Source organism: Neoluteolibacter marinus (assembly GCF_014904755.1).
In the GTDB taxonomy this organism is placed as follows: domain Bacteria; phylum Verrucomicrobiota; class Verrucomicrobiia; order Verrucomicrobiales; family Akkermansiaceae; genus Haloferula; species Haloferula marina.
The window spans coordinates 1-22,420 of sequence record NZ_JACZFQ010000100.1 but is presented as its reverse complement, the minus strand read 5'-3'; the positions used below and the strand labels follow the sequence as shown (position 1 = coordinate 22,420).

General features: G+C 67.4%; 17 protein-coding genes. 7 read left to right on the top strand and 10 right to left on the bottom strand.

The window, feature by feature from the left end:
- Positions 1–107 precede the first annotated feature (107 nt).
- Positions 108–1,049, top strand: a complete 942-nt coding sequence (locus IG178_RS19580) for a family 43 glycosylhydrolase (protein ID WP_193214275.1) — start codon at positions 108–110, stop codon at positions 1,047–1,049.
- A 48-nt stretch (positions 1,050–1,097) separates the two neighbouring features.
- Here IG178_RS19580 and IG178_RS19575 read toward each other — a convergent pair whose 3' ends face one another.
- From IG178_RS19575 to IG178_RS19550, 6 genes are all read right to left on the bottom strand, one after another.
- The gene (locus IG178_RS19575; protein WP_193214274.1) at positions 1,098–1,715 is read right to left on the bottom strand and encodes an acyloxyacyl hydrolase; all 618 of its coding nucleotides are present in this window, start codon (positions 1,713–1,715) and stop codon (positions 1,098–1,100) included.
- Between the two features lie 149 nt (positions 1,716–1,864).
- Positions 1,865–4,336: a LamG domain-containing protein gene (locus IG178_RS19570; RefSeq protein WP_193214273.1), complete on the bottom strand. Its 2,472-nt coding sequence runs from the start codon at positions 4,334–4,336 to the stop codon at positions 1,865–1,867.
- Positions 4,337–4,442: 106 nt separating this feature from the next.
- A complete protein-coding gene (locus tag IG178_RS19565; protein WP_193214272.1) occupies positions 4,443–6,044 on the bottom strand; it encodes a LamG-like jellyroll fold domain-containing protein in 1,602 nt (533 codons plus the stop codon).
- 3 nt (positions 6,045–6,047) lie between these two features.
- Entirely contained in the window at positions 6,048–6,587 is a 540-nt protein-coding gene (locus tag IG178_RS19560) for a sigma-70 family RNA polymerase sigma factor (RefSeq protein WP_193214271.1), read from the bottom strand.
- 69 nt (positions 6,588–6,656) lie between these two features.
- Complete coding sequence (locus IG178_RS19555; RefSeq protein ID WP_193214270.1) at positions 6,657–7,172, bottom strand: YbjN domain-containing protein; 516 nt, start codon at positions 7,170–7,172, stop codon at positions 6,657–6,659.
- 23 nt (positions 7,173–7,195) lie between these two features.
- Positions 7,196–7,660 (bottom strand): hypothetical protein, encoded by a 465-nt coding sequence (locus tag IG178_RS19550; protein WP_193214269.1) that lies wholly within the window; start codon positions 7,658–7,660, stop codon positions 7,196–7,198.
- A gap of 118 nt (positions 7,661–7,778) precedes the next feature.
- On the opposite strand from IG178_RS19550, the gene IG178_RS19545 reads away from it, so the two are divergent.
- The 5 genes from IG178_RS19545 (at position 7,779) to IG178_RS19525 (ending at position 14,314) form a co-directional block, all read left to right on the top strand.
- The gene (locus IG178_RS19545; RefSeq protein ID WP_193214268.1) at positions 7,779–8,114 is read left to right on the top strand and encodes a hypothetical protein; all 336 of its coding nucleotides are present in this window, start codon (positions 7,779–7,781) and stop codon (positions 8,112–8,114) included.
- Positions 8,115–8,253: 139 nt separating this feature from the next.
- Positions 8,254–9,483: a TolC family protein gene (locus IG178_RS19540; RefSeq protein ID WP_193214267.1), complete on the top strand. Its 1,230-nt coding sequence runs from the start codon at positions 8,254–8,256 to the stop codon at positions 9,481–9,483.
- Between the two features lie 15 nt (positions 9,484–9,498).
- Entirely contained in the window at positions 9,499–10,650 is a 1,152-nt protein-coding gene (locus IG178_RS19535; RefSeq protein WP_193214266.1) for an efflux RND transporter periplasmic adaptor subunit, read from the top strand.
- Positions 10,651–10,652: 2 nt separating this feature from the next.
- Complete coding sequence (locus IG178_RS19530) at positions 10,653–13,817, top strand: efflux RND transporter permease subunit (protein WP_193214265.1); 3,165 nt, start codon at positions 10,653–10,655, stop codon at positions 13,815–13,817.
- A 38-nt stretch (positions 13,818–13,855) separates the two neighbouring features.
- On the top strand, positions 13,856–14,314 hold the full coding sequence (locus IG178_RS19525) for a hypothetical protein (protein ID WP_193214264.1): 459 nt from the start codon (positions 13,856–13,858) through the stop codon (positions 14,312–14,314).
- 154 nt (positions 14,315–14,468) lie between these two features.
- On the opposite strand, the gene IG178_RS19520 is transcribed toward IG178_RS19525, so the two are convergent.
- The 4 genes from IG178_RS19520 to IG178_RS19505 all read right to left on the bottom strand — a co-directional run bounded on the left by IG178_RS19520 (position 14,469) and on the right by IG178_RS19505 (position 20,591).
- Positions 14,469–17,837, bottom strand: coding sequence for a tetratricopeptide repeat protein (locus tag IG178_RS19520; protein ID WP_193214263.1), 3,369 nt, complete (start codon positions 17,835–17,837; stop codon positions 14,469–14,471).
- Entirely contained in the window at positions 17,834–19,237 is a 1,404-nt protein-coding gene (locus tag IG178_RS19515; protein ID WP_193214262.1) for a DUF3142 domain-containing protein, read from the bottom strand. Before IG178_RS19515 ends, IG178_RS19520 begins: the two co-directional genes overlap by 4 nt.
- Positions 19,238–19,466: 229 nt before the next feature.
- Complete coding sequence (locus IG178_RS19510) at positions 19,467–20,138, bottom strand: 3-keto-disaccharide hydrolase (RefSeq protein WP_193214261.1); 672 nt, start codon at positions 20,136–20,138, stop codon at positions 19,467–19,469.
- Positions 20,139–20,183: 45 nt separating this feature from the next.
- A complete protein-coding gene (locus tag IG178_RS19505) occupies positions 20,184–20,591 on the bottom strand; it encodes an HIT family protein (protein ID WP_193214260.1) in 408 nt (135 codons plus the stop codon).
- Positions 20,592–20,726: 135 nt separating this feature from the next.
- Between IG178_RS19505 and IG178_RS19500 the strand changes: the two genes are divergently transcribed.
- On the top strand, positions 20,727–22,229 hold the full coding sequence (locus tag IG178_RS19500) for an L-fucose/L-arabinose isomerase family protein (RefSeq protein WP_193214259.1): 1,503 nt from the start codon (positions 20,727–20,729) through the stop codon (positions 22,227–22,229).
- Positions 22,230–22,420 lie beyond the last annotated feature (191 nt).

The following is a 22,420-nucleotide window of genomic DNA, read 5'->3' as shown; positions in this document are numbered from 1 at the left end:
GTTTTCGACCCATTTCCGGGGGGAATTGACCGGGCCATTCCGGGTCGGTACGTGTCAGCGGGCGAAACTTTGGCGGCAAGGGCCGCGTTGAAGGCGGCATGCACCCGGTGATCCCACTTTTCATCGCGCTGATCCTGCCGGCCGCGGCGCAGTTTCGCCGTGACGATCCCTATCCGCGGATCCACGACCCATCGACGGTGGTCGAGGACCATGGCAGCGTGTGGTGCCTGTCGACAGGCGGCGGGATCGACCTGCTGAAGCGCGAGGCCGACGGCCGCTGGCGGCGGGCGGCGCGGGTGTTTGAAAAGTTCCCCGAATGGCACCAGAAGGAAGTGCCGGCAAATCGAGGCCACCTGTGGGCGCCGGACATCATCCGTTCCGGCGACCGCTGGTGGGTCTACTACTCGGTCTCGAGCTTCGGCTCCAACGAGTCGGCGATCGGCTTGGTGAGCGGCAAGACGCTGGATCCGGCCTCAAAGGACTACGGCTGGAAGGACGAAGGGCTGGTGATCCGGTCGCGGAAGAATGACCGCTTCAATGCGATCGACCCGGCGTTGATGGAGGATGGCGGGAGGCTGTGGATGAGCTTCGGCTCGTTCTGGGACGGCATCATGCTGGTGGAACTGGATCCGACGACCGGGCTGATGAAAGAACCGGGGTCGAAGCCGATCCATCTGGCGCGGCATGCCGAGATCGAGGCGCCGTTCATCTGCAAGCACGACGGCTGGTACTACCTCTTCGTGAACTGGGGCAAATGCTGCCGCGGCACGGATAGCACCTACGAGATCCGCGTCGGCCGCAGCAAGGCGGTCACCGGGCCGTACCTCGACCGGGACGGCACCGACCTGAAGGACGGCGGCGGCACGCTGGTGTTGGAAAGCGACGGCCGCTTCATCGGGCCGGGACATCCGTCGATCCGCGTTGAGGACGGCCGGGAGATGCTGGTCCACCACTACTACGACAAGGACCGACGCGGCCGCTCCGACCTGCGGATGCTGCCGCTGAAGTGGCAGGACGGCTGGCCGGCGGTGGGAGAGGGCGGTGATTGAGCACCGGTCTGTCGAAGCCGGATGAATCCGGCGCTCCGCTTGAAAGGGCTACCAGCTCCAGCCGAGGCCGACGGTGAAGCCGAGCGCGTCGATGCCCGGGTTCGGGGTGGTCTGTCCGCCGTTGGAGTGGTGGATGAAGTAGGCCCCGGCCAGGACCGAAAGCTGCGGTGCGATTTCCTGCCGCAGGCCGAGTTGCCAGAACCAGTTCAAGGTGAAGTCCTGGCCCTGGCCGCCGGCTTCGCGGGTGGAGTTGATCAGGCCGACCCCGCCGCCGATGGAAAAGAACAGCGAGGTCTTTTCATTGGGGAACCAGTACTCGATCGAGGGCGCACCGGAGATGCCGAGATAGAAATCCTCGGGGCCTTCGACGATCGACTCCATCAGCAGCGAGGCGCGGCTGCGGACGATGAGGCGCGAGCCGTCGTCTCCTTCGAACCAGTTGAGGACCACCGGGCTGCGCAGGGTCAGCTGGGTCGGCGCGATCTCGTAGTCGATCGGGGTGTTGGAACCGACGTTCCAGAGATAGCCGGATTCGAGCGTGAGTTCCCAATGGTCGGCGGGATGTCCGAACGGCTTGAACGCATCGCTTTCACCCGCCACCGCGGCCGGGCCGGCCAGGAAGGCTGCGGGGACGACAAGGAGGGCGCGGGCGGATTTCGGGATCATGGGGTTCGGGTTGTTGTTGCCGCGACGGTTCCACGAAGCGGCATGGCATGCAAAGTCCATTCGCCCCCGAAAAAAAAGCCGCCCGGGATCCGGCGGTGCCGGACGCCCGGGCGGCGGGGTAACCCAACCCAAGACGGAGACGAGAGGGTTTACTCGACGACTTCTTCCAGGCGGTAGAACTCGCGGGCTTCGGAGGCCTCGCTGGCCGGGATCGTTGCCTGGCCGGCACCGCTGATGTCGGTCATCACCGATTGCGGCACGGTCAGCGGCCCGAACGGAGTGGTCAGGTCCGGGGACTTGGTCACGTCGTAGCTGGTGATGGCCTTGCCGAGGAAGTCGATCACCAGGTTGTGGCTGCCGTCGAAGGCGACCGAGGTGATGACGGGCGCCGCTTCGCCGGCGATCTCGCTGAAGTCGGTCACCAGCGCGATGTTGTCGAAGGTGCCGGCGACGTCGTCGTTGTCGAAGAGCCGCAGCGTGTCGATCCGAACGCCGTCACCGATGTTGTAGCTGGTGGTCAGCGTCGGCACCGCGGGCAGCTCGGCCGGGATCTGGTCGTCGGGGAAGATGTAGGCGTTGAAGGTCTCGATGCCGCCCGGGGACGGATCGAAGATGATCTCCAGCACGAAGCGGACCGGGGTCATGGCCGTGGCGGTGCCGGCGGCCGTGCTGCGGTCGTTGGCGTTGCCGCTGCTCGCCCCGTCGAGGCGGAAGAAGTCGTTGCGGATGCCGAGGAAGGTCCACTCGGTGCCGGTGGTGCCGCCCGAGAACAGCGAGATGCCCGCGGTGGAGATGCCTCCGGGATTTCCCGAGGTCGGCGAGGTGGCGGTGACGGACGCGCTGAAGGTGAGGTAGAGCGTTCCCGACCCCACCTCGGGGAAGCTCCGGAAGGCGCGGTCCGTCGCGAAGGTGGTGGTGTCGCCCGGGGCGCGCTGGGATTGACCCGCGGCGGCGCCGTCGGTCACCACGTACTGGCCGAGATCGTTGAACCAGGCGGTGATCCAGCCATCCCCGCCGCTCAGGGCGTTGATGGGGGTGGCCTCGGCGTAGTCGAAGTTCTCGGTGGCAAGCGATGCGGGCAGCTCCGGATGGACCGACTCGTCCGTCGGGTCGAAGTTCTGGCTGAACTCGGCGCCGTCGCTGAAGCCGTCGAAGTCGGAGTCCGGAAGATTGGGGTCGCTGCCGGAATTACTGCCTGCGGCGTAGCTCGTGTCCGGGTTCTCGTCACCGTCGTCGATGCCGTCCCCGTCGCTGTCGGGGATGACCGGGTTGGTGCCGGTGGCCGTCATGCTGGCCCAGCTGCCGTAGTTGTCCTCGGCCTTGTCGCTGTAGCCGTCGCCGTCGGTGTCGAAGAGGTCGGCCCGGGTCCGGGGGCTCAAGGTGTTCGGGCCCTGGAACGGGTCGAACTCCGCGATGTTCTCCAGGCCATCCACGTCGCGATCGCCATAGGGATCCTGGGTCGCATCCGTGGTGCCGTCGTCATTCGGGTCGAGCGCGGTGCCCGGGGTGTTGCAGGTCAGCTCGTAGCCGTCGGGCATGCCGTCGTCGTCGGAGTCGTCGTCGAGGGGGTCGGTGGCGGCATTGGAAAATGCGACATTGAGGACGCCGTTGTGTTCCTCGACGTCGGTCACCCCGTCGTTGTCGCCGTCGACCGAGTTGGGGTCGCTGGCGAAGCCGCTGGGGTGGAGAGCCTTCACCTCGATGCCGTCGCTCAAGGTGTCGCCGTCGCTATCGAACTCCTGGGGATCGGTGCCGTTCTGGTATTCCTCGAGGTTGGACAGTCCGTCGGGTCCGCCGTTGGCGTCGTTGTCGATTTCCCCATCGGGGACGTCTGGATTCGTGCCGTGGGCGATTTCCCACAGGTCAGGCATTTCGTCGCCGTCACTGTCGCCTTCGAGGGAGCGGCCGGGGTTGTCGAAGAGCGCCTCGATTTCGGTGTCGGCGAGCACCTCGTCGTAGACCTGGACATCATCGATCAGCCCGTTGAAAAAGTCGGCCGGGGACGATCGTCCGAGGCGGCCGATCTCGACATCGTTGAGCGGCGACGGCGGCGTGTCGGCCTGGGTCAGGGTGTTGGCGAGCGCACCGTCGACGTAGGTCTTGATGGTCTTGCTGCCGCCCGTGATCTCGATGGTGGTGGCGAGGTGGTGCCATTCGCCGTCGGTGACCACCGTGCCGAGGGCCTCGGTGAAGTTTCCCGAGCGGACCACGCCGCGGGCCTCGCCGTTCGGGTTCTTGGTGGCGAGCTGGTAGTACTGGTCGCTCGCGCTATTGGCGCCGATGAAGATCACGCTCTGCGCGTTGGCGACATTGGTGGTCTTGATCCAGCCGGCCATCGTCAGGGCCGGGGTGGCCGTGAGATCGGGAAGGAACGTGGCGCTGCCGATTTCCACCCGGCCGTTGGTGGTGCCGTCGAACTGGTAGGCACCGCCGGCCTTGCCGGGCTGGTTGATGGTGACGCCGCCGAAGGCGGTGCCGGGATTGGCCGCCTTCTCGTCGGCGGCGACGGTTCCGGAGGTTTCGTCGAACTTCCAGTGGCCGACGAGGCCGGCGTGGGAAAGGCTGGCGCAGGATGCCAGGGCGAGGGCCGCGGGCACGATGGAGGAGATGGGTTCTTTCATGGGTTCGGAATGCGGCGCGCGGGACACTTGGACGCCCGCTTGCCACACCGGAATAGAACGGGACCCGGCCGGGTTTCGGAAAATCGCGGGTTTTTGCGCGGGAAACTCAATCGCGGCCGCCCGCGACCCGGTTCTCCTGATAAAGCAGCTGGACCTGCTCCTCGCTGAGCGCGCCGGCGAAGACGTAGGCCTCGTCGATGACCCCTAACAAGGTCGGCAGGTCGCTTTCCGGAACCAGCGCCGTGAGGCCGAAGCGCAGCGGCTGGGAGTCGGGCCCGTGGCTGCGTGTCGATACCGGTTCCGGCGAACGGGCGCGGTCGCGCCAGTAATGCGCGTGGTGGGCGACGCCGTCGACGTAGTGGACGATCTCCGCGGTGCCGTCGTCGCGGGTCTTGCCGGTGTAGACGCTGGCCAGGTGATGCCAGGTGCCGTCGAGCACCTGGGTTGGCGTGAACACGCCGCCGTCGTGCGGGGCCCAGCGGGTGAAGAATCCGTAGTCGCCCGACTCGAGCATCGGGAAATCCAGCGACCAGGCTTCGCCGGGGCTCGCCCAATCGCCCCACGACACCACGTTCCGGCGCGGCACGTTCTTGCGCTGCCCCGACCAGACGGCCTGGTCGGGCGCGGGGATCTTGATCCACAGCGCGACGCTGCGCGGGGCATTGCCGGAAATACCCGGCCAGGTCGTCTCCGCCCAGTCGCCGGCCGCATGAAGGGCGAGGGCGCCGCCGAAGCGGCCGGGCGCATGGTTCTTCGCGACGTCGACGGGTTCGCGCAGGTGGTTCATGACGGCGGGATAGCGGTCGGCTCGCGGCAGGCTGCCGGTGGAGGCGAAGGTGTCGCCGCCCGGCTCGTCGAAAGTCCAGTGCAGGTAGGGCAGGGTGGACGGCAGTGATTTCTGGAAGGAATCGCCGGCGGCGGGAACGCGGACCCATGCACCGTCCACCACCTTCACGCCGTCGCCGGCGCGGAGCTCGAGGGTGGCGCTTTGTCCCTGCAGGCTCGCATTCACCCGGCCGACCTCCACGTGGAGCGACTCCGCGTCGCCGGACTCGGGACCGGGGATCCGCACGCCGAACTCGGTGCCGAGATCGACCGCGGTAAACGACGGTGCCTCCACCGTGAAGCCGCGGCCGTCATGGCCGACGCGGAACCAGGCGGCGCCGCGCACCAGGCGCACGGTGGACTTGTCCACGATCTCGAGCTCCGCCGGGCCGGACAGCAGGCAGCTGACGTCACGCGGCAGCGCCAGGTCCACGGTGCCCTGGTCCACGGTCAGCCGCGACTTTTCGCCGAGGACATCGTCGGGGTCACGGCGCGGGCCGTCGCTGGAGTGGACCGCGCTCCAGACCGTGCCGGGCGAGGTCCGGAAGGTCACCTTCATCCCGCCGCGGACGCGGATGAAGGCCGCGGTCACCGCCAGCGCCATCAGGCACGCGGCCGCGGCCAGCCCGGACAGGACGATCCGGCGCCGGGAACTCCCGTCCTTGCGGTCGGAGAGCGAGGACAATTTGCCGAGGATCCGCCGGTTGTGGGCCTCGTGGCGGAGGAAGCCGCTGAGCCGGATGTGCTCGAGGTAGAGTTTCCGGACCTCCGCGCTTTGTTCTAACAGGCGCACGAAGCGGTCATGCTCGGCCTCCGACAAGGTCTGGTCCTCGAAGCCCTCGATCAAGGACTGCACTTCACGTGGTGACGGTCGCGGGTCCATGGCTCAGCCGGCGGGCAGGTTCTTTTTCAAGCACACCCGCAGCGCCAGCCGCAGGCGGTGGAGACTGCTCTTCAGGGCGGCTTCCGATCGTCCGGTCATCACCGCGAAGTCGCGCAAAGGGGTGTTCTTCCAGTAGCGCTGGATCAGCAGCTCGCGGTCCGCCTTCCCCAGCTTCTCGAAGCACACCCGTAGCACCTGGTGATGTTTTGCCAGGAACGCGGGCTCTTCCTCCGCGGCGTCGGCGGCGAGCAGGTCGATCGCCTCGTCGCTCAGCCGGTCGGTCCGCCGCAGTGCCATCTTCTTGCGGTAGGCCATCACCTGGAAGCGGCTCACGGTCAGCGCCCACGCCCGGAAATTGCTGCCTGCCTCGAAGTCGTCGCGCTTGCGCCACAGCACCAGGTTGATCTGTTGCACGATGTCCTCGACGTCGGGGCTGTGCGGGGCGAGCGACAGCACAAAGGTGTGGATCAGGCTCTGGTGCGCCGTCAGCAACTGCACGAACTCCGCTTGCGGGTCGGCGGAAGGATGGACATCGGGTTTCATCACGGCGGGGCTCCGTCCATGACATAGCCCGGGAACGGCCGCGGTTGCGGAAAAAATCCACCCGGCCGATCAAGGCAGGTCGTCCTCGTCGCCCGGCACCGGCGGGATGAAGTCCTCGCGCTGCAGCAGGCGCTGGAGGTCGAGGTCGTCGAGCAGGTCTTCCGGGGTGCGGATCACCGTGATGGCGTAGGGCGCGAGGCGGTCGAGCTCGGCCACGGTGCAGTGGACCATCGACGAGACGATGTCGGCGTCATAGCGGTCCTTGTCGAAGAGGTTGGTGATGCGGAACACCAGCCGGTCGCGGTCGAGGTCGAACTCGAAGCCGCCGAGGTTGAGCGACTTGTTGGCGCGGACCAGCAGCTCGAGCAGGTAGGGCCGGTGCTCGTCGTCCAACGGCATCGGCACCTCGCCGATGACGGCCAGCGCGTTCATCGGCGGATAGGCCTGCACGGTCATCTCGATGCGGGTGTGGTGGCCGGAAAAGACCGCGCGCAGCACGTCGCGGCCCTCGACCAGCTCGCAGTGCCAGCTTTGCTGCCCGAAGGCGTCTTCGACGGAAAGGATCTGGCGGGATGGCGGGCGCATGGGAAAGGCGGGTGATGGCGGTGTTAGGGAGTCGGCCCCTGGAAGCGCCCTTCAATGGCCCGGGCGAGCAGCGCGCGGCGGTCCTTGGCGATGGGGGCGAGGGACAGGTGGATGCCGGAGGTCTTGTCCGGGGAGAAATGCAGCGTCAAGACGTTGTCGCCGATGTCCACGGCGGCGATCTGTTGCCAGGGGACGACCTGCATGTGCTTGTCCGGACGGAAAAAGGGGAACACCTCGACGCCGATCGGGCTGAGCAGAATGTAGGCGTGCTTGGTGCAGCGCCAGGCGGTGCGGACGAGCAGCGCGGCCAGCGCCAGCGGGACGAAGCCCCACGCGGGGTGCGGCAGGGCCGGGTTGTCGGCGCGGTGCGGGGTCAGCAGGAAGAAAACGAGCCCGGCCATCACGCAAGCCGCCGCCGCGACCCAGAAGATCGCCGCCTGCCCCGCGCGGGTGAAACGCAGCTCTTTCTGGGGTTCGGCGACCGGCATGGGGCGAGGCTGAGTCGCCGTCGCGGGCGTGCCAAGCGCCAAGCGGGGGCCGGCATCGCCGGAGGGAGGAAATGAAAATCAACTTGCGGAAGCGGCAGTTAGGGAGTTGGTAAGGCGCGTGCGCAGCTGGTTTTCATGGCTCCTGGTGTTCGGCGTGATCGTCGGGCTCGGTGGCCGTGTGCTCGCCCTGGACCATTCCCATGGCCATGACCACGCGACCGAATGCTGCGGGCACGATCAAGATTCCCACGGGGATCACCACGGCCCGGATTGTCCTCCGGGCCCGCATGAACACCACTCGCACGCGTGCTGCCACCCGGCTCCCTTGGCCGGGGTGGAGATCGCCTGCAACCGGGTGCCGGTGCTGGCCCACAGCTGGCTCGGCGTGACCTGGTGGACGGCCTTGCCGCCCGATGCCCCGGTCTTCGAGTTGGACAAGCCGCCGTTGATTTGAGCGCCGCTTGATGGCGCTCCGGCGTGCCCGCGTGGCTCGCCGTCCCTTCGCATGGCCCCTTTGCGGCCGGCGGATTCCTTGTCCGATTTCTCCTGTCCGTGGTCCCGGCTTTTGCGGGGCGGACTCTCATTTTACCCATATGATTTCTTTCAAATCTCCCGCCATGATGGCGATGGCGCTCGCGGTCTGTACGGCCGCCGGCGCACAACCCGGTCTGGTCGTCTCGCTAGCCAGCGTGGGCGACCGGGTCCGGGCCCAGAATCCCGACCTGGCCGCCGCCCGGCTCCGCATCCGCGAGGCGGCTGGCCGCATGAACCAGGCCGGCCGCTTGTCCAACCCGCAGTTGGAGGCAGGCTTCGAGCACAACCGCAACTTCCGCGAGCGGACCTTCGAACTCGGCTTCTCCCAGCGCTTCCCGGTGACCGACCGGCTGCGCCTCGAGAAGTCGGTCGGCGCCGCCGAACTGGACGCCTCCGAGGCCGAGGTCCGTGAGGCCGAACGCCTGCTGGTGGCTTCGGCCCGCGAGAGCGTGGTCAAGGTGCTGGCGATCCGCGAGCGCCGCGAGCTGCTCGACCGCCAGGCCGGGCTCGCCGGTGAGTTCGCCGGCTTCCTGAGGGAACTCGCCGACAAGGGTGAGGGCTCCAGCCTCGATGCCGGCCAGGCCCGGCTGGAGGCAGCCGGCCTGCAGGTCTCGATGCGGCAGCTGGATGCCGAGGAAGCGACTGTCACCGGCGCGCTCAAACCGCTGCTCGGCATGCGTCCCGACGAGTCGCTGGTGGTCGGCGGCAAGCTTCCTGCACCGGTGAAGGTCGGGCAGGCGGCGGATCCGGCGAAACGTCCCGACTACCAGGCCGCATCGCTCGAGGTCGCGGTCGCCGACCGGCAGCTTGCCGTCGAACAGGCAAAGCGCTTCGAGGATCTCGAGGCTGGCATCTTCGCCGCGGCGGAACGCAGCGAGGATGCCCCGGACGGCTACGAGACCGAGGGCATCGTCGGCCTCCGCGTGAAGATCCCGCTGCCGCTGTGGGACAAGAACGAGGGGGCGATCGAGGAAGCCCGGGCCCGCACCGAGCGGAAGCGGCTGGAGGCGGACGCGCTGGCGCGGTCGATCCGCCTCGAGGTCGGGGCCGCCCGCGCCGAGATGGACGAGTGGGCGGCGCTGTTAGGAGAGCTGGACGGCACCCTGATCCCCCTCGCGGAGGAGCAGGTCGCGGCGGCGGAGAACGCGGTGAAGAACGGCCAGGGTGAGATCCAGGCGGTCTTCCGCAACCGCGAGAAACTGCTGCAGCTCCGATCCTCCGGGCTGGATGCCCTGAGGGAATTCAACCTCGCCCGGGTCCGCCACCAGGCCGCGCTGGGCAAACCGTGAACCTTTGATTTTTCCATGAGATTTCCCGTACTACTGCTCCTTGTGGCAGCCATTCTCCCGGCCGCGGCCGCGGAGGACACCAACACCATCGTGTTGGACGAAACCGGCGTGAAGAACCTCCGGATCGAGACCGTCGAGGTCGAGGAGGCCGACTTCGAGGAGACCTTCTTTTCCCTCGGTCACATCGAGGCGATCCCCGAAAAGATCGCCGGTGTCAGCAGCCGCATCGCCGGACGCATCGTCGAACTGCAGGCCCATCCCGGCGATACCGTCGAGGCCGGCCAGGTGGTGGCGAAGATTGAGAGCCGGCAACCCGGCGATCCTCCGCCGGTGATCCCCCTCGAGGCACCGATCGGCGGCCTCGTGACCAAGGCCATGGTCCGCCTCGGCGAACCGATGAACCCGGACCAGACGCTGTTGGAAATCACCGACCTCGGCGAGGTGTATGCCGTCGCCAAGGTGCCGGAACATTTCGCCGGCCGGGTCAAGGCGGGCACCCAGGCGCACATCCGGGTGGTCGCGTTGCCGGAAGAAACCTTTGACGGCGAGCTGGTCCGGTTCGGCACTTCCGCCGACGAGGAAAGCGGCACCATCGACGCGATCTTCCTGCTGCCCAACGAGAACGGCCGGATCCGCGCCGGCATGCGGGCCGAGTTCTCGGTGGTCCTCAGCAAGCGGCCCGGGGTGCTGAGCATCCCGCGCTCCGCCTTGCAGGGCGAGGCCAGCAACCGCTTCGTCTACGTCCGGCACTTCGACTTGCCGAACGCCTTCATCAAGACGCCGGTGCAGGTCGGCCAGATGAACGATCGCTTCGCCGAGGTCGTGGGCGGCTTGTTTCCCGCCGACGAGGTGGTGACCCGCGGCGGCTACTCGCTGTCCTTCGCCGGCACCAGCAGCGTTTCCCTGAAGGAAGCGCTCGACGCGGCGCACGGCCACGAGCACGCCGAGGACGGATCGGAACTCACGCCCGAAAAGGCGGCCGAGATGGAGGCGAAGAAGCGGGCCGAGGCCGGACTGCCGCCGGCCGGGGCCCCGCCCGGCAATCCGCTGTGGAAGTACGCCACCGGGGTGCTGTTCGTGCTGCTCGTGATCTCACTGGTCACCCGCAAGCAGGGAGCCGCGGGGGAGGAGTCCCCGCATTCTAACAACCCGCCGGAGGATCGCTGACCATGCTCAACAAGATGATCCAGTGGTCGCTCGCCAACCGGGCGATCATCATCGCGGTCTCGCTCCTGATCATGGTCATGGGCATCCGCACCGCCACCGAGCTGCCGGTCGAGGTTCTGCCGGACCTCACCAAGCCGACGGTCGTCATCCTGATCGAGGCCCCCGGGCTTTCGCCCGAGGAGGTCGAGACCCAGGTGACCTTGCCGGTCGAAAGCTCGCTGATGGGCGTCGCCGGTCTGACCCGGCTCCGGTCTAACAGCGACGTCTCACTCGCCCTGGTTTACGCCGAGTTCGACTGGGACACCGACATCTATCGCGCCCGGGTGCTGGTGCAGGAGCGCTTGCAGAGCGCCCGCGAGCAACTGCCTCCCGGTGTCGAGCCGTTCATGACCCCGGTCGCCTCGCTGATGGGGGAAATCCTGCTGGTCGGGGTGCGCTCCACCGTCCCGGAGGGCGAGCCCGGTTACATCGCGCCCGGGGAGGTCCGCTCGATCGCCGACTGGACGATCAAGCGCCGCCTCCAGAGCGTCCCGGGAATCGCCGAGATCCTCAACATGGGCGGCGGCGTCCGGCAGATCGAGATCCAGCCGGACCCCAACCGCATGTATGCCAACGACGTTAGCTTCGAGGAACTCGAGGCCGCGGCGGAGAATGCCGTCAACCGGACCACCGGCGGTTTCCTCAACACCGGGCCGACCGAGATCATGGTGCGGAACCTCGCCATGACCGTGCAGCTCGACGACATCGCCAACACCGTCGTCAAGAAGGTCAACGACCGGCCGATCTCGATCGGCGACGTCAGCGAGGTGGTGTGGGGGATCGAGCCCATGCGCGGCGATGCCACCGTCAGCATGAGCCCGGAGAAATCGCCGACCTACGGGGTGATCATGTCGATCACCAAGTCTCCCGGCGTCGATACCCGCCACCTGACCGGCGAGATCAAGAAGGCCCTGGCCGAACTCGCGCCCGCGCTGCCGGCGGGCATGGAGACGACGACCCTGTTCCAGCAGCAGGACTTCATCGACCACGCCATCGGCAACCTCACCGAAGCGATCCGCGACGGTGCGATCATGGTGACCATCGTGCTGTTCCTCTTCCTGCTGAACTTCCGCACCACCTTCATCACCCTGATGGCGATGCCGATGTCCTTCGGGATCACCATGCTCGTGTTCAAGTTCTTCGACGTCAGCGTCAACTCGATGACGCTCGGCGGTCTGGCCGTCGCCATCGGCATGGTGGTGGACGACGCCATCGTCGACGTGGAAAACGTCTTCCGGCGCCTGCGGGAAAACGCCTCGCTGGAGCGGCCGGCGCCGCGGCTCGGGGTCATCGCCAGGGCTTCCGGGGAAGTGCGGAACTCGATCTTCTACGCGACGGTCCTCATCATCCTCGTCTTCCTGCCGCTGCTCGGCCTGAGCGGGGTGGAGGGCAAGCTCTTCGCGCCGATCGCGATGGCGACCATCGTCTCGATGATCGCGTCGTTCGTGGTTTCGCTGACGGTGATCCCCGTGTTGTGTTCGTTGCTCCTTCATCCGAAGGCCGGCCACAAGCACGAGGACGGCCGGCTGGTCCGGGCGATGAAGTGGCTGCTCGAGCGGACCTTGCTGCGCTTCGCGCTCAGCCAGCCGCTGACCGTGCTGCTGCTGGCCTTCGCGTTGCTGGTGGCCGCGGTTTCACTCTATCCGCGGATGAACAAGGACTTCCTGCCGAAGTTCGAGGAGGAAACCGCGCTGGTCGCCGCGACCTCGGCGCCGGGGACTTCGTTGGAAGAAATGAACCGCATCTCCGATGTGATCGAACAGCAGATCCTGTCGATTCCCGAGGTCCGCAAGGTCGGCCGTCGCCTCGGCCGCGCGGAACGCGGCGACCACGTGGTGCCGGTTTCCACCGCGGAGTTCGACGTCGACTTCCGCGAGGCGGAAGGGGAGGGCGGTGGCCGTTCCCGGAAGGAGATCCTCGCCGAGATTTCCGCGAAGGTGAAGACCGTGCCGGGCGTGTTTGCGGTGGTCAGCGGACCGCTCGCCGACCGCATCGGCCACATGCTCAGCGGGGTGTCCGCCCCGGTCGCGGTGAAGGTCTTCGGTCCCGACCTGGAGAAAATCCGCGAGATCGGGATCGAGGTGCAAGAGATCGCGAAGACCATCCCCGGCTTCGAGGACGCCAAGCTCGACCAGGCCTCGTCGATCCCGCAGCTGCGGATCGAGGCCGACCGCAGCCGCGCGCTCGCCTACGGGATCTCACCCGGCGAACTCAATAACGAGCTGTCCGCCTTGCTCGGCGGCAAGCAGGTCGCCGAACTCTACGACGGCCAGCGGGTGGTCAACCTGGTCACCCGCCTGCCGCTCGAGTGGCGCGACTCGCCGGAGAAGATCTCGCAACTGCCGATCCAGGTTTCCGACAAGCAATGGGTGCCGCTCGCGCAGATCGCCGACGTTCGCGAGGCGAAGGGGCCCAACGTGATCTTCCGCGAGAACAGCCAGCGCCGCTTCGCCATCGGCATCAAGCCGACGGTGCGCGACGTTTCCAACCTGGTGGTGAAGCTCCAGGAGAAGGTGGCGGAAAAGGTGAAACGGCCGGAGGGCTACTTCATCGTGTTCGAAGGCGAGTTCCAGGCCCAGCAGGAGGCGACGAAGCGGATCGTGATCTTTTCGTCGCTGGTCTTCGTGGCGGTCTTCATGATGCTCTACGGGTACTTCCGTAGTGCCTCGCTGGCGCTGCAGGTGCTGGTGAACATCCCGCTCGCGCTGATGGGCGGGCTGGCCTTCACCTGGCTCAAGCTGAACAACATCAGCATCGCCACCCTGGTCGGCTTCATCGCCGTCGGCGGGGTCGCCGCGCGGAACGGGATCATGATGATCTCCCACTACCTGCACCTGATGCAGCACGAGGGCGAGGGGTTCACCCGCAAGATGATCATCCGCGGCACCCAGGAACGGCTGGTGCCGGTGATGATGACGGCGCTCGCCGCCGGCATCGGGCTGATCCCGCTGGTGATGGCGGCCGACCAGCCGGGGAAGGAGATCCTGCACCCGGTCGCGGTGGTCATTGTCGGCGGCCTGATCTCCTCCACCTTCCTCGACATGGCGGTGACCCCCGCGATGTTCTGGCTGATCGGCCGCAAGGCCGCGGCCAAGTCGATCCTCCACGGCGCCGCCGGTGCGCAATGAATTCACCGGCTCCATTCACGTCAAAACCAACCACAACCATGAAAACCAACATCAGTATCCTGTTCGCAGCCCTTTGCCTTGCCATCACGCCGACGCTCCGCGCGGAAGATGATCATCATCACCACGAGAAGCACGAAGCCGGCCCCAACGGCGGCCGCGTCATCGACAAGGTCGAACCTCACTTCGAGTTTTTCGTCATGCCCGACAAGAAGCTCAAGCTGACCTTCCTCGGCGAGGACGGGAAGGCCGTCGCCCTCAAGGAACAGACGGTCACCGCGATCGGCGGCGAACGCTCGAAGCCCACCCGCTTCACTTTCGCCAAGGACGGCGATGCCCTGGTCTCCGACAAGCCGCTGCCGGAAGGCAAGCTCGTGCCGATCGTGCTCATGGTAAAGATGACTCCCGACGCGAAGACGGTGACCGAAAAGTTCAACGTCAACCTCGCGGAGTGCCCGACCTGCGAGCACATGGAGTACGCCTGCACCTGCGACCACTGAGCCTGCGAGGCGCCTGCGCTCATCACGGGCGCAGGCGCGCCCTCAACCCCTCGATTTCGTGTGGGCGGCTGCGTCCAGACAGCAGCCTCCCCATTCGCCGGATTCGAATGATTCGTGGTGCCTCAATCGCGACGAACCGGCGAGTCGATCATCATCACTCCGCCTCCAGCCACGGCAGCAAGGGCCGGAGCCGCGACACGCAGGTGTCGCTGTGGGCGAGATTCTTCAGGAACGGCAGCGCCTCGCGCTTGCCCCGGAAGGCAGCGGCAACGGCAGGGCGCTCGTTGCGGTCCAGCAGGCGCAGGCACAGCTCGGAGAAGCGCAGCGCGGCATTCATCCGCAGCTCCGGATGCGAAGGGTCGGCCAGCACGTCGGCGAAGTTGCGCAGCGCCGCGGGGTAGTCCCGGGTGCCGGCATCGAGCGCGCCACGGAGCAGCAGGATGTCGGCGCGATAGCGTCCGGCGGGGAAGCGGGCGTCAAAGGCGTCCAGCTCGTCGACCAGGCCCGCGGCGACTTTCGGGTCCAGGTCCGGCACGCCCTCCAGGCGCTTGTAGCCGCCGGGAATCGGCGCATCGGGGAACGGGAAGGCCTCGACCTGGGGAATGGGGCACACCGCGCGGACCTTCAACCGCAGCAGCCGCAGCGTCGCCGCTTCCGTCTTCGGGCCGTCGGGATAGTCCGCGAGGTAGTTTTCCCACGAGGCCACCGTGTCGTTGTTAGGAACCCGCCATTCACCGGGGCGGTCGACCGGGCGGATCCGGTCGATGAACGCCAGCCACGGTGCGAGTGGTGCCCATTCCTCGTCGATCTCGGCGGGCACGGTCCGCGCGAAGCGCAGCCTGGCGTAGCGGCGGAACATCTCGTCGCTGATCCCGGGCTCCGCCGCGACGCTTGCGAGATCATCCAGATCGTCGACCAGGCCGAGGATCCCGGACTCGTTCATCAGTCGGCGATTCGCATCGAAGCGACGGCGCAGCCCGGCCAGGGCCTCCCGGCCGCTGCCTTCGCCGTCCGCGGGGGTCTTGCTGATTTCACGGAGTTCCTGGCGGATCTGCGCGGCCAGTTCGTCCCCGGGTGACTTGGACCAGCGCCGTGACCGCCTGGCTTTGGCATCGAGGACGCCGGCGGCGATAAGGTCGGCAGAATTCCCCGGCGAGTAGTCCCCGGGCATCCACGGCTCGAGCAGGGCCGGGGCGGAAAAAGTCCAGGTGACCGCGCGCCGGCTTTCGGGGCGATCGGGAAAGTCGCGCTGCAATCGCGCCACCAACTTCGCGGACAGGGCCGTGTGATCGCGCTCGAACGCCCGCGTCGCGCCGTAGAGGGAAAACTCGGCCAGCCGGAACAGCGCCTCGTTCGCCTCTTCCAGGGCGGCCGCCACGACGTCGGGATCGGTGCCGGTTTCCGCGGCGATCATGAAATGGCGGAAGGCATGGAACATCTCGTCGCGCGAATCGAGTTCCGCTTCGACCTCGTCGCGGCTGAAGCCGAGGAAGATGGCATTGGTTCGCCGCAGCAGTTCGAGCTTCTCGCCTTCGCTCTGCGAGTAGTCGTTGAGCCACTCGCTGGGCATCAGCACGGTGCCGCGCAGCTTCTTCCAGCGGCGGCCGATCTTGAGGTGGCCGGCGGCGTTCGGCTCGTCGCCGAGCAGCTGGGTGGCACCGGCGAGCGACTGCAGTTCCTTCTGCCAGCGGCTGCGGTCGAGCGGCAGGTTGCGCGGGAGGCTCCAGCGCAGGTGCAGCGGGACCGGCACGTCCGGATCCAGCGTCGGGTCGAGATAGCGCTGGGCGAGCGCGAAATCCTCGGCGGCCAGCGCCCGGCTGCGGACGATGCCACGCAGCATCCGCGCCCGCAGGTCGTCCGCCGGCAGCCGGACCAGCGGCGCGGACAGCTGTCGCAGCGGCGCGAACTGGGCGATGGTGTCGATCCATTGCGGCACCTCGAATTCCGGCTGCAGCATCCCGCCCGGTGCGCCGCTGTCCTCGTCGCGGATCGCGATCAACATCAGCAGCGCCTCGCCCGCCTCGCCGGCGTGGAAGCGCGCGATCGCGTGTTCGAAGGCGACCGATTGCGTCAAGCTGCCGTCGGGGAACTCGCGGACCAAGTCGTCGAAACAGGCCGCGGCTTCCTGATGGCGGCCCAGCGCGGTCAGCGACAATGCCCGGCCATGCAGCAGCGAGTCTCCGGGGCCATTGGCGAGGGCCTGGTCGAACAAGGCCAGCGCCGTGCTGGCCTCGCCGTTGCGGTACGACGACCAGGCGAGCACACCCAGCGAGAAGACGTCCGGGGCCGCGCCGGCGGAGCGCCGCGTGATCGCTTCGCCGAGGCGCGACAGGCATTCCTTGGCCAGCGGCAGCGGCCGGATCAGGCGGGCTTCCAGATACTTCAGGGCGGAGCGGTCGCTGGAGAAGTTTTCATAAGCCGACGGCATGCCGGCCATGGCCGCCGGGTCCAGCGAGTGGTGGACGAACAAGCGGCAAACGTCCGGATGCGCGGCGATCTCGTCGAAGGGCAGCCCGCTGCCGTGGTAGGCGCGGTCCGGTTCGGCGGCATAGAGGGTGGTGAAGAAGCGGTCGCATTCGCGCAGCACCGAGCGCCGGACCTCGCGGGTTGGTTGGAGCTCCAGCCGCTGGAGCTGGCGCCGGATGCCTTCGCCCAGGTCTCCCTGATCGGAGGCGACCGCGGCCAGCCAGCCGCAGGCGTCGGCGGCGAAGCGTCCCTGCGGTTCCCGTTCGAGACAGGCGAGCAGCTCCTCGCGGGCCTGGCGGCGGAGGCGGATGATCTCTTCCTCCTCGCCGGGCTTTGGGTTCGGGACCCGCGCCTTGCTCCTTGACAGGTCCAGCGAACAACGGCCGGTCATCAAGCGCGCGGCGCCGGCCCGGGGATGGTCGGGATTCGACTCCACCACCTCTTGGAACAAGTCGCGGGCCTCGGCCTTGCTGCCGTATTCGAAAAGCATCGCCGCCTTCTGCACCTTCAGGTTCGGCAGGAGCACCGCCGGACCGTCCGCGATGGCCGCGTCCAGCCATCCGGTCGCGGCTTCCAGCTTGTCACGGTAATCGCGGAGGGCGTCCTGGTAATCATCGTCGTCCCAGTCCCAGCGCCGCGCCGGTGCGGAGCGGGTGAAGCCGGCCGGCAGACCGAGGCGTCCGATCCGCCACTCGAGGTAGGGACCGGCGGCGGCGAGGGTGGCATCGTCGGCCGCCAGTTCCCGCAGCTCGTGGAGGAAGTTCGCCGCCCGCAGGCGGAAGTCGCCCTCGCGGTTGCGCCGCAGCATCTCGTCGATCTTTGCCCGCCGGGTCTCAGCCGGCAGGGCGGGCAGGGCCTTCACCAGGTCCGAGCAGGCCTGGATCATCCCCGGGGCGCTTTCCGCGTCCGCCGGCGCGGGGCTGGCGTCGTGGAAAACATCGAGCCAGTTCTTCCCCGGGATCCGCCGCGGGTAGTTCTCCAGCGGCGGCGGCGCCTGATAGAAAAAGGGTCCGCAGGCGAGCAGCAAAGGGGCGGCAAGCAGGTAGCGGCGTTTCATGGCAAGGGCAGCGGTGCGGCGCCGTCGACGGACCAGTGGAGCGTGCGGCCGGCGACCAGTCCGGCCTCGGTGGCGATCTCTGAACCTACGTCGAGTTTCGTGAATGTTAGGATGATATTCTTTGAAAAGTTCACCGGCAGCGCCGATTGCCTCGCGGCGAATTCCCCGGGTCCCGCCGCGCTGAAGGCACCGGGACGGCCGGCCGTGATCTCGAGGCGGTGGAGCTCCGCGCCGGGCTGGATTGCCAGGTCGCCGGGGCCCTTGTTGCGGAGCACGACGCTGCCGTCGTCCCGCCGCATCGCTTCCAGCGACGGGGCCGGGATTTCACCGCGGGCCAGCGCCGCGAGATGGGGCGGGGTGTGCACCGCGCGCAAGCCCGGGCCGGGCAGGGCGAACCAGACGATCCCGCGCGCGCCGGCGTCGAAGGAACTGCGGACCAGGTCGACCAAGGCGGCATCGTCCGGCGCCCGCCACACCAGCAACTGGCCGGCGGCCAGCGCGGTTCCGTGGTAGCGCGCGTCCTCCTTTACCCGGTAGGCCGCGCCGCCGGCGAAGCCGGGCACGGCCACAAGCACCGGTGATCCGGCCAGCGTCTCCGGCGACCAGTCGCGCAGGTGGCCGACCAGCGACCCGTCGCCCGCGAAAAGGCTCAGCCGCTCGAAGTTCGGCAAGCCCGCGCGCCACGCGGCCGGGCAGGATTTCCAGCGGCCGATCCAGCGCTTGCCGTCATCGCCGGCCATCGGCAGCGCCTTGCCCGCCGCGATATCGCGCGGCGGGTCGGCGCTCAGGTCGTAGAACATCGGCACCAGCTCGTCGGTCGCCTTGCCGAGACGCGGCAGCGCCGGGGACTCGATCCACGATGCCAGGGCCGTCACCGAAAGCTCCCGGAGTTTCAGCTCGGCCCGCAGTTCGGAAAGGAATTCCGCGTAGCGCCCGAGCAGGCGTGCCGGACAGTCGTGGTCGATCTGCAACCGATCCGGCACCGCTTCGCCGAAGTGAAAGCGGATCCACTTCGCCAGCGAAGCCGCGGCATCCGCCCGCTCCATCACCGCCGGTCCCGGATCCAGCCGGACCACCGGGATCGTGTCAGGGGATCCGGCGACCACCGCGGCCGGGCACACCGCGCGCGCCGACCAGCCGTCGTCGCTCCAGCCGAACTCCCCGACCTGCCGGTAGATCCGCTGGCTGCCGGCCTGGTCGAGCCGCGTCTGTTCCGCGGAGGACAGCGCACTCGACCGGTGCCAGATCCAGAAGGCCGGTGTCCGGTCGGCAGTCACCGCGGCCGGCTGCTCGCGGCAAGCGGCCAGGGCCAGCAGGGTCGCTGCCAGCAATTGCCTTTTCGATAGAGAAGAAGTCAGCCACCGCGAAATCACGCGGAACGACGCGAAAATGGAAAGCATTGGCGCCCCTCCAATCGAGGGTTCTTCCTTTCGCGTCCATTCGCGCTTTTCGCGGTTCCTCTTCCTCCCTGCCTCGGTCCGTTGGTCGGGCGAAAGCCCTGCCTCGCCTTCGTCAACCGGGGCTTCCACCATTCGTCCAATTCGGAAGATTTGACCTGCAGTCCATCTCCGCTCCGCTTCGATTGTGGTGCCTCCCTCCATCTAACGAACTGCCCCCGGGCCGTGGCTTTCACCGGATCCTCTCCAGTTCCACCTTGCGGAACTCCACCTCCGTGCCTTCCGCCTGCAGCGCGATCTTGCCCGTGCTGGCTGTGCAGCCGGTTCCGGCGTTCACCTCGGTGCCGTTCACTTCGACCGTCACCGTGTCGCCCTTGCAGGTGATCACCATGGTGTTCCACTCGCCGAGCGGCTTTTCGGAGTCGTCGGTCAGGTTCTTGATGTTGCGCGCGTCCTGCGGCCCGCCGCCGAACTTCTGCCCTTCCTTGTGCGGGCGGCGCCGGTCCATGTCCGGGACCTCGATGTTTTCCCCGATGCACCAGAAGTCGCCGGCTTCACCCGACTGCATCTGGACCTCGATCGATTGCGGGAACATCCCGTAAAGCGCCCGCGGCTTCGAGGCGTGGACCAGCACCCCGCAGTTGCCGCCTTTCCCGGGGAAACGGTATTCCACCACCAGCCGGTAGTTGGCGTATTCCTCGTCGGTCACCAGGTGGCCCAGCGGCTTGCCCAGCGACACCAGCAGGCCGTCGCGGACGATGAAGCTCGGAGCGATGTCCGGCTTCTTGTCGGCGTCCGGCACGTCGGCGGTCCAGCCGCTGAGATCCTTGCCGTTGAAGAGGGCGATCGGTTGGGCGAGGGCGCTGCCGGCGAGGGCGAGGAAGAGGACGGGATGGAGTTTCATGGGTGGCTGCTTACGCGGCAGGGGCGGGGGATCTTCCCCGCGGCTTCATGGAAAAGCGTCGCGGTAGGCGCGGGCGATTTCGGCCACCTCATCGTCGGTGTAGGCGGCCTTGCCATCGTGGCTCCACACCACCCCGGGCCAGGCCGGGTCAGCGGACGAGCGGCCGACCACGTGGATGTGCATCTGCCGGACCTGGTTGCCGATGCAGGCGACGTTGAGTTTCTCCGGCTTGAAATGGCCGCTCACCCACTGCGAGACGGCGCGGATCACCGCGGTCACGTCGGCGTAGCGGTCGAGGTCGAGCTGGTGCAGGTCCTCGATGCCTTCCTCCACCTCGGGCACGATGATGATCCAGGGAAAGAGCGCGTTGTTCTTCAGCAGGACCAGGCAGCCGCGCTGGGCGCCGAGCTGGACGCCGCCGGCCAGCAGCCGGGGGTGGAGGGTGAATGCCATGGTCCATGGAAACCCCGCGGCCACCGCCACGCAAGCCCGGTCAATGACGTGTCGCCGACCCGCCGCTTGTCCCCGTTTCCGGGGACGACACAATTCTGATTTCCCTTTCCCGGGTCTCCCACTAGACCATGGGGAATGCATCTTCCACTTGGCCAGTTTTCGCCCGACGTCACCCTTGGTTTCGTATCCGCCTCCCGCAACTGCTTCCCGCGTGAACTCGCCGTCGAACGCTCGGAAAAGCTGATCGCCGCCGCCAAAGCCGACGGAGTCGGGCTGGTCGTGCCCCAGGGCGAATGCGCGGTCATCGAGACCCGCGCCCACGCTGCCGAGGCCGCCGCCCAGCTGGTCGCCGCCGGGGTCGATGCCGCGGTGCTGTTCCTCGGCAACTTCTCGCCGGAAATCGAGGACGCCGCCTTCGTCAAGGCCTTCCCCGGGCCGGTGATGGTCATCGCCGCCGCCGAGGAAAGCGCCATCAACCTCATCCAGAAGCGCGGCGACGCGCTCTGCGGCCTTCTTTCCGCCGCCCTCGCCATCCGCAAGCGCGACCTCCAGGACCGCGTCCACATCCCCGAACTGCCGATCGTTTCCGCCGAGGAGGGCGCCGCCGAGATCGGCCACTTCGTGAAGATGATCAAGGTGGTCAAGGGCATCCGCAATGCCACCCTCGGGCTCTTCGGTCCGCGCCCGCGCGACTTCGAGACCTGCAACTACAACCTCGCTTCGATCCAGTCCGTCGGCATCGAGATCGAGGAACTCGGTCTCTTCGACCTGCAGAACGAGATCAAGGCGATCCAGTCGTCCACCGACGACATCGCCGCGGAGCAGAAGGCCGAGATGCCGTCCATCCCCGAGGACAAGGAGTTCTCCCACCGCCTCTCCGACTACGAGCAGGCCGTGCGCAATTTCCGCGAACGCCTCAAGCTCTCCGGCGCCGCCACCCAGTGCTGGTCGGAGCAGGAGATGTCGCTCAAGCACGTGCCCTGCTTCATCAACGGCCGCATGGCCGACAAGGGCTTCCCGGTCGCCTGCGAGAACGACGCCTACTCGCTGGTCGCCGAGCTGATGGCCCAGTACGCCAGCGACAACACCGTCACGGTGCTCGACATCAACCACTCCATCCCCGGCAACCTCCACGAGTCGCTCAAGGACTACCCGCTCAAGGACATGGTCGGCATGTTCCACTGCGGCAACACCGCCAGCAAGCTGCTCAAGAACCCGGAGATGAAATACCAGCTCATCATGAAGCGGATGATGGAGCCCGACAGCGATCCCGACATCACCCGCGGCACCATCGAAGGCCAGATCTCCGCCTCACCCATCACCGTCTGCCAGGTCCACGGCCACGGCGACAAGCTGCGCGCCTACATCTGCGAAGGCCACTTCCTCGACCTCGATCCCCGGACCTTCGGCTGCACCGGCACCGCCTACATCCCGGGCTTCCACCGCTTCTACCGCCACGTCCTGTTAGGCAACTACCACCACCACGCCGCCGTCGCCTTCGCCCATGTCGGCGCGGTCCTGTTCGACGCCTTCAAGCTGCTCGGCATCGAGGTCATCGACACCCCCAACCCCGATGGCATCCCGTATCCCGGCGAGAACGTCTTCCGCGCCGGCCTCGTGCCCCGCGGCCGCGCGTGATCCGCTTCTCAACGCCCGTCCTCGTCCTCCTTCTCGTCCCTCGTCCTCGACCCGCACCGGTCGAGTGATTCGAGGAGGAAGGACGAGCACGAGGACGAATTCAGAGACCTCGGAGCACCCGATGGGGGCAAGTGGTCGGTGGCCGGTGTCCAGTGGTCAGAGAAAAGCAGTAGACCGGGGCTGTTCCATCT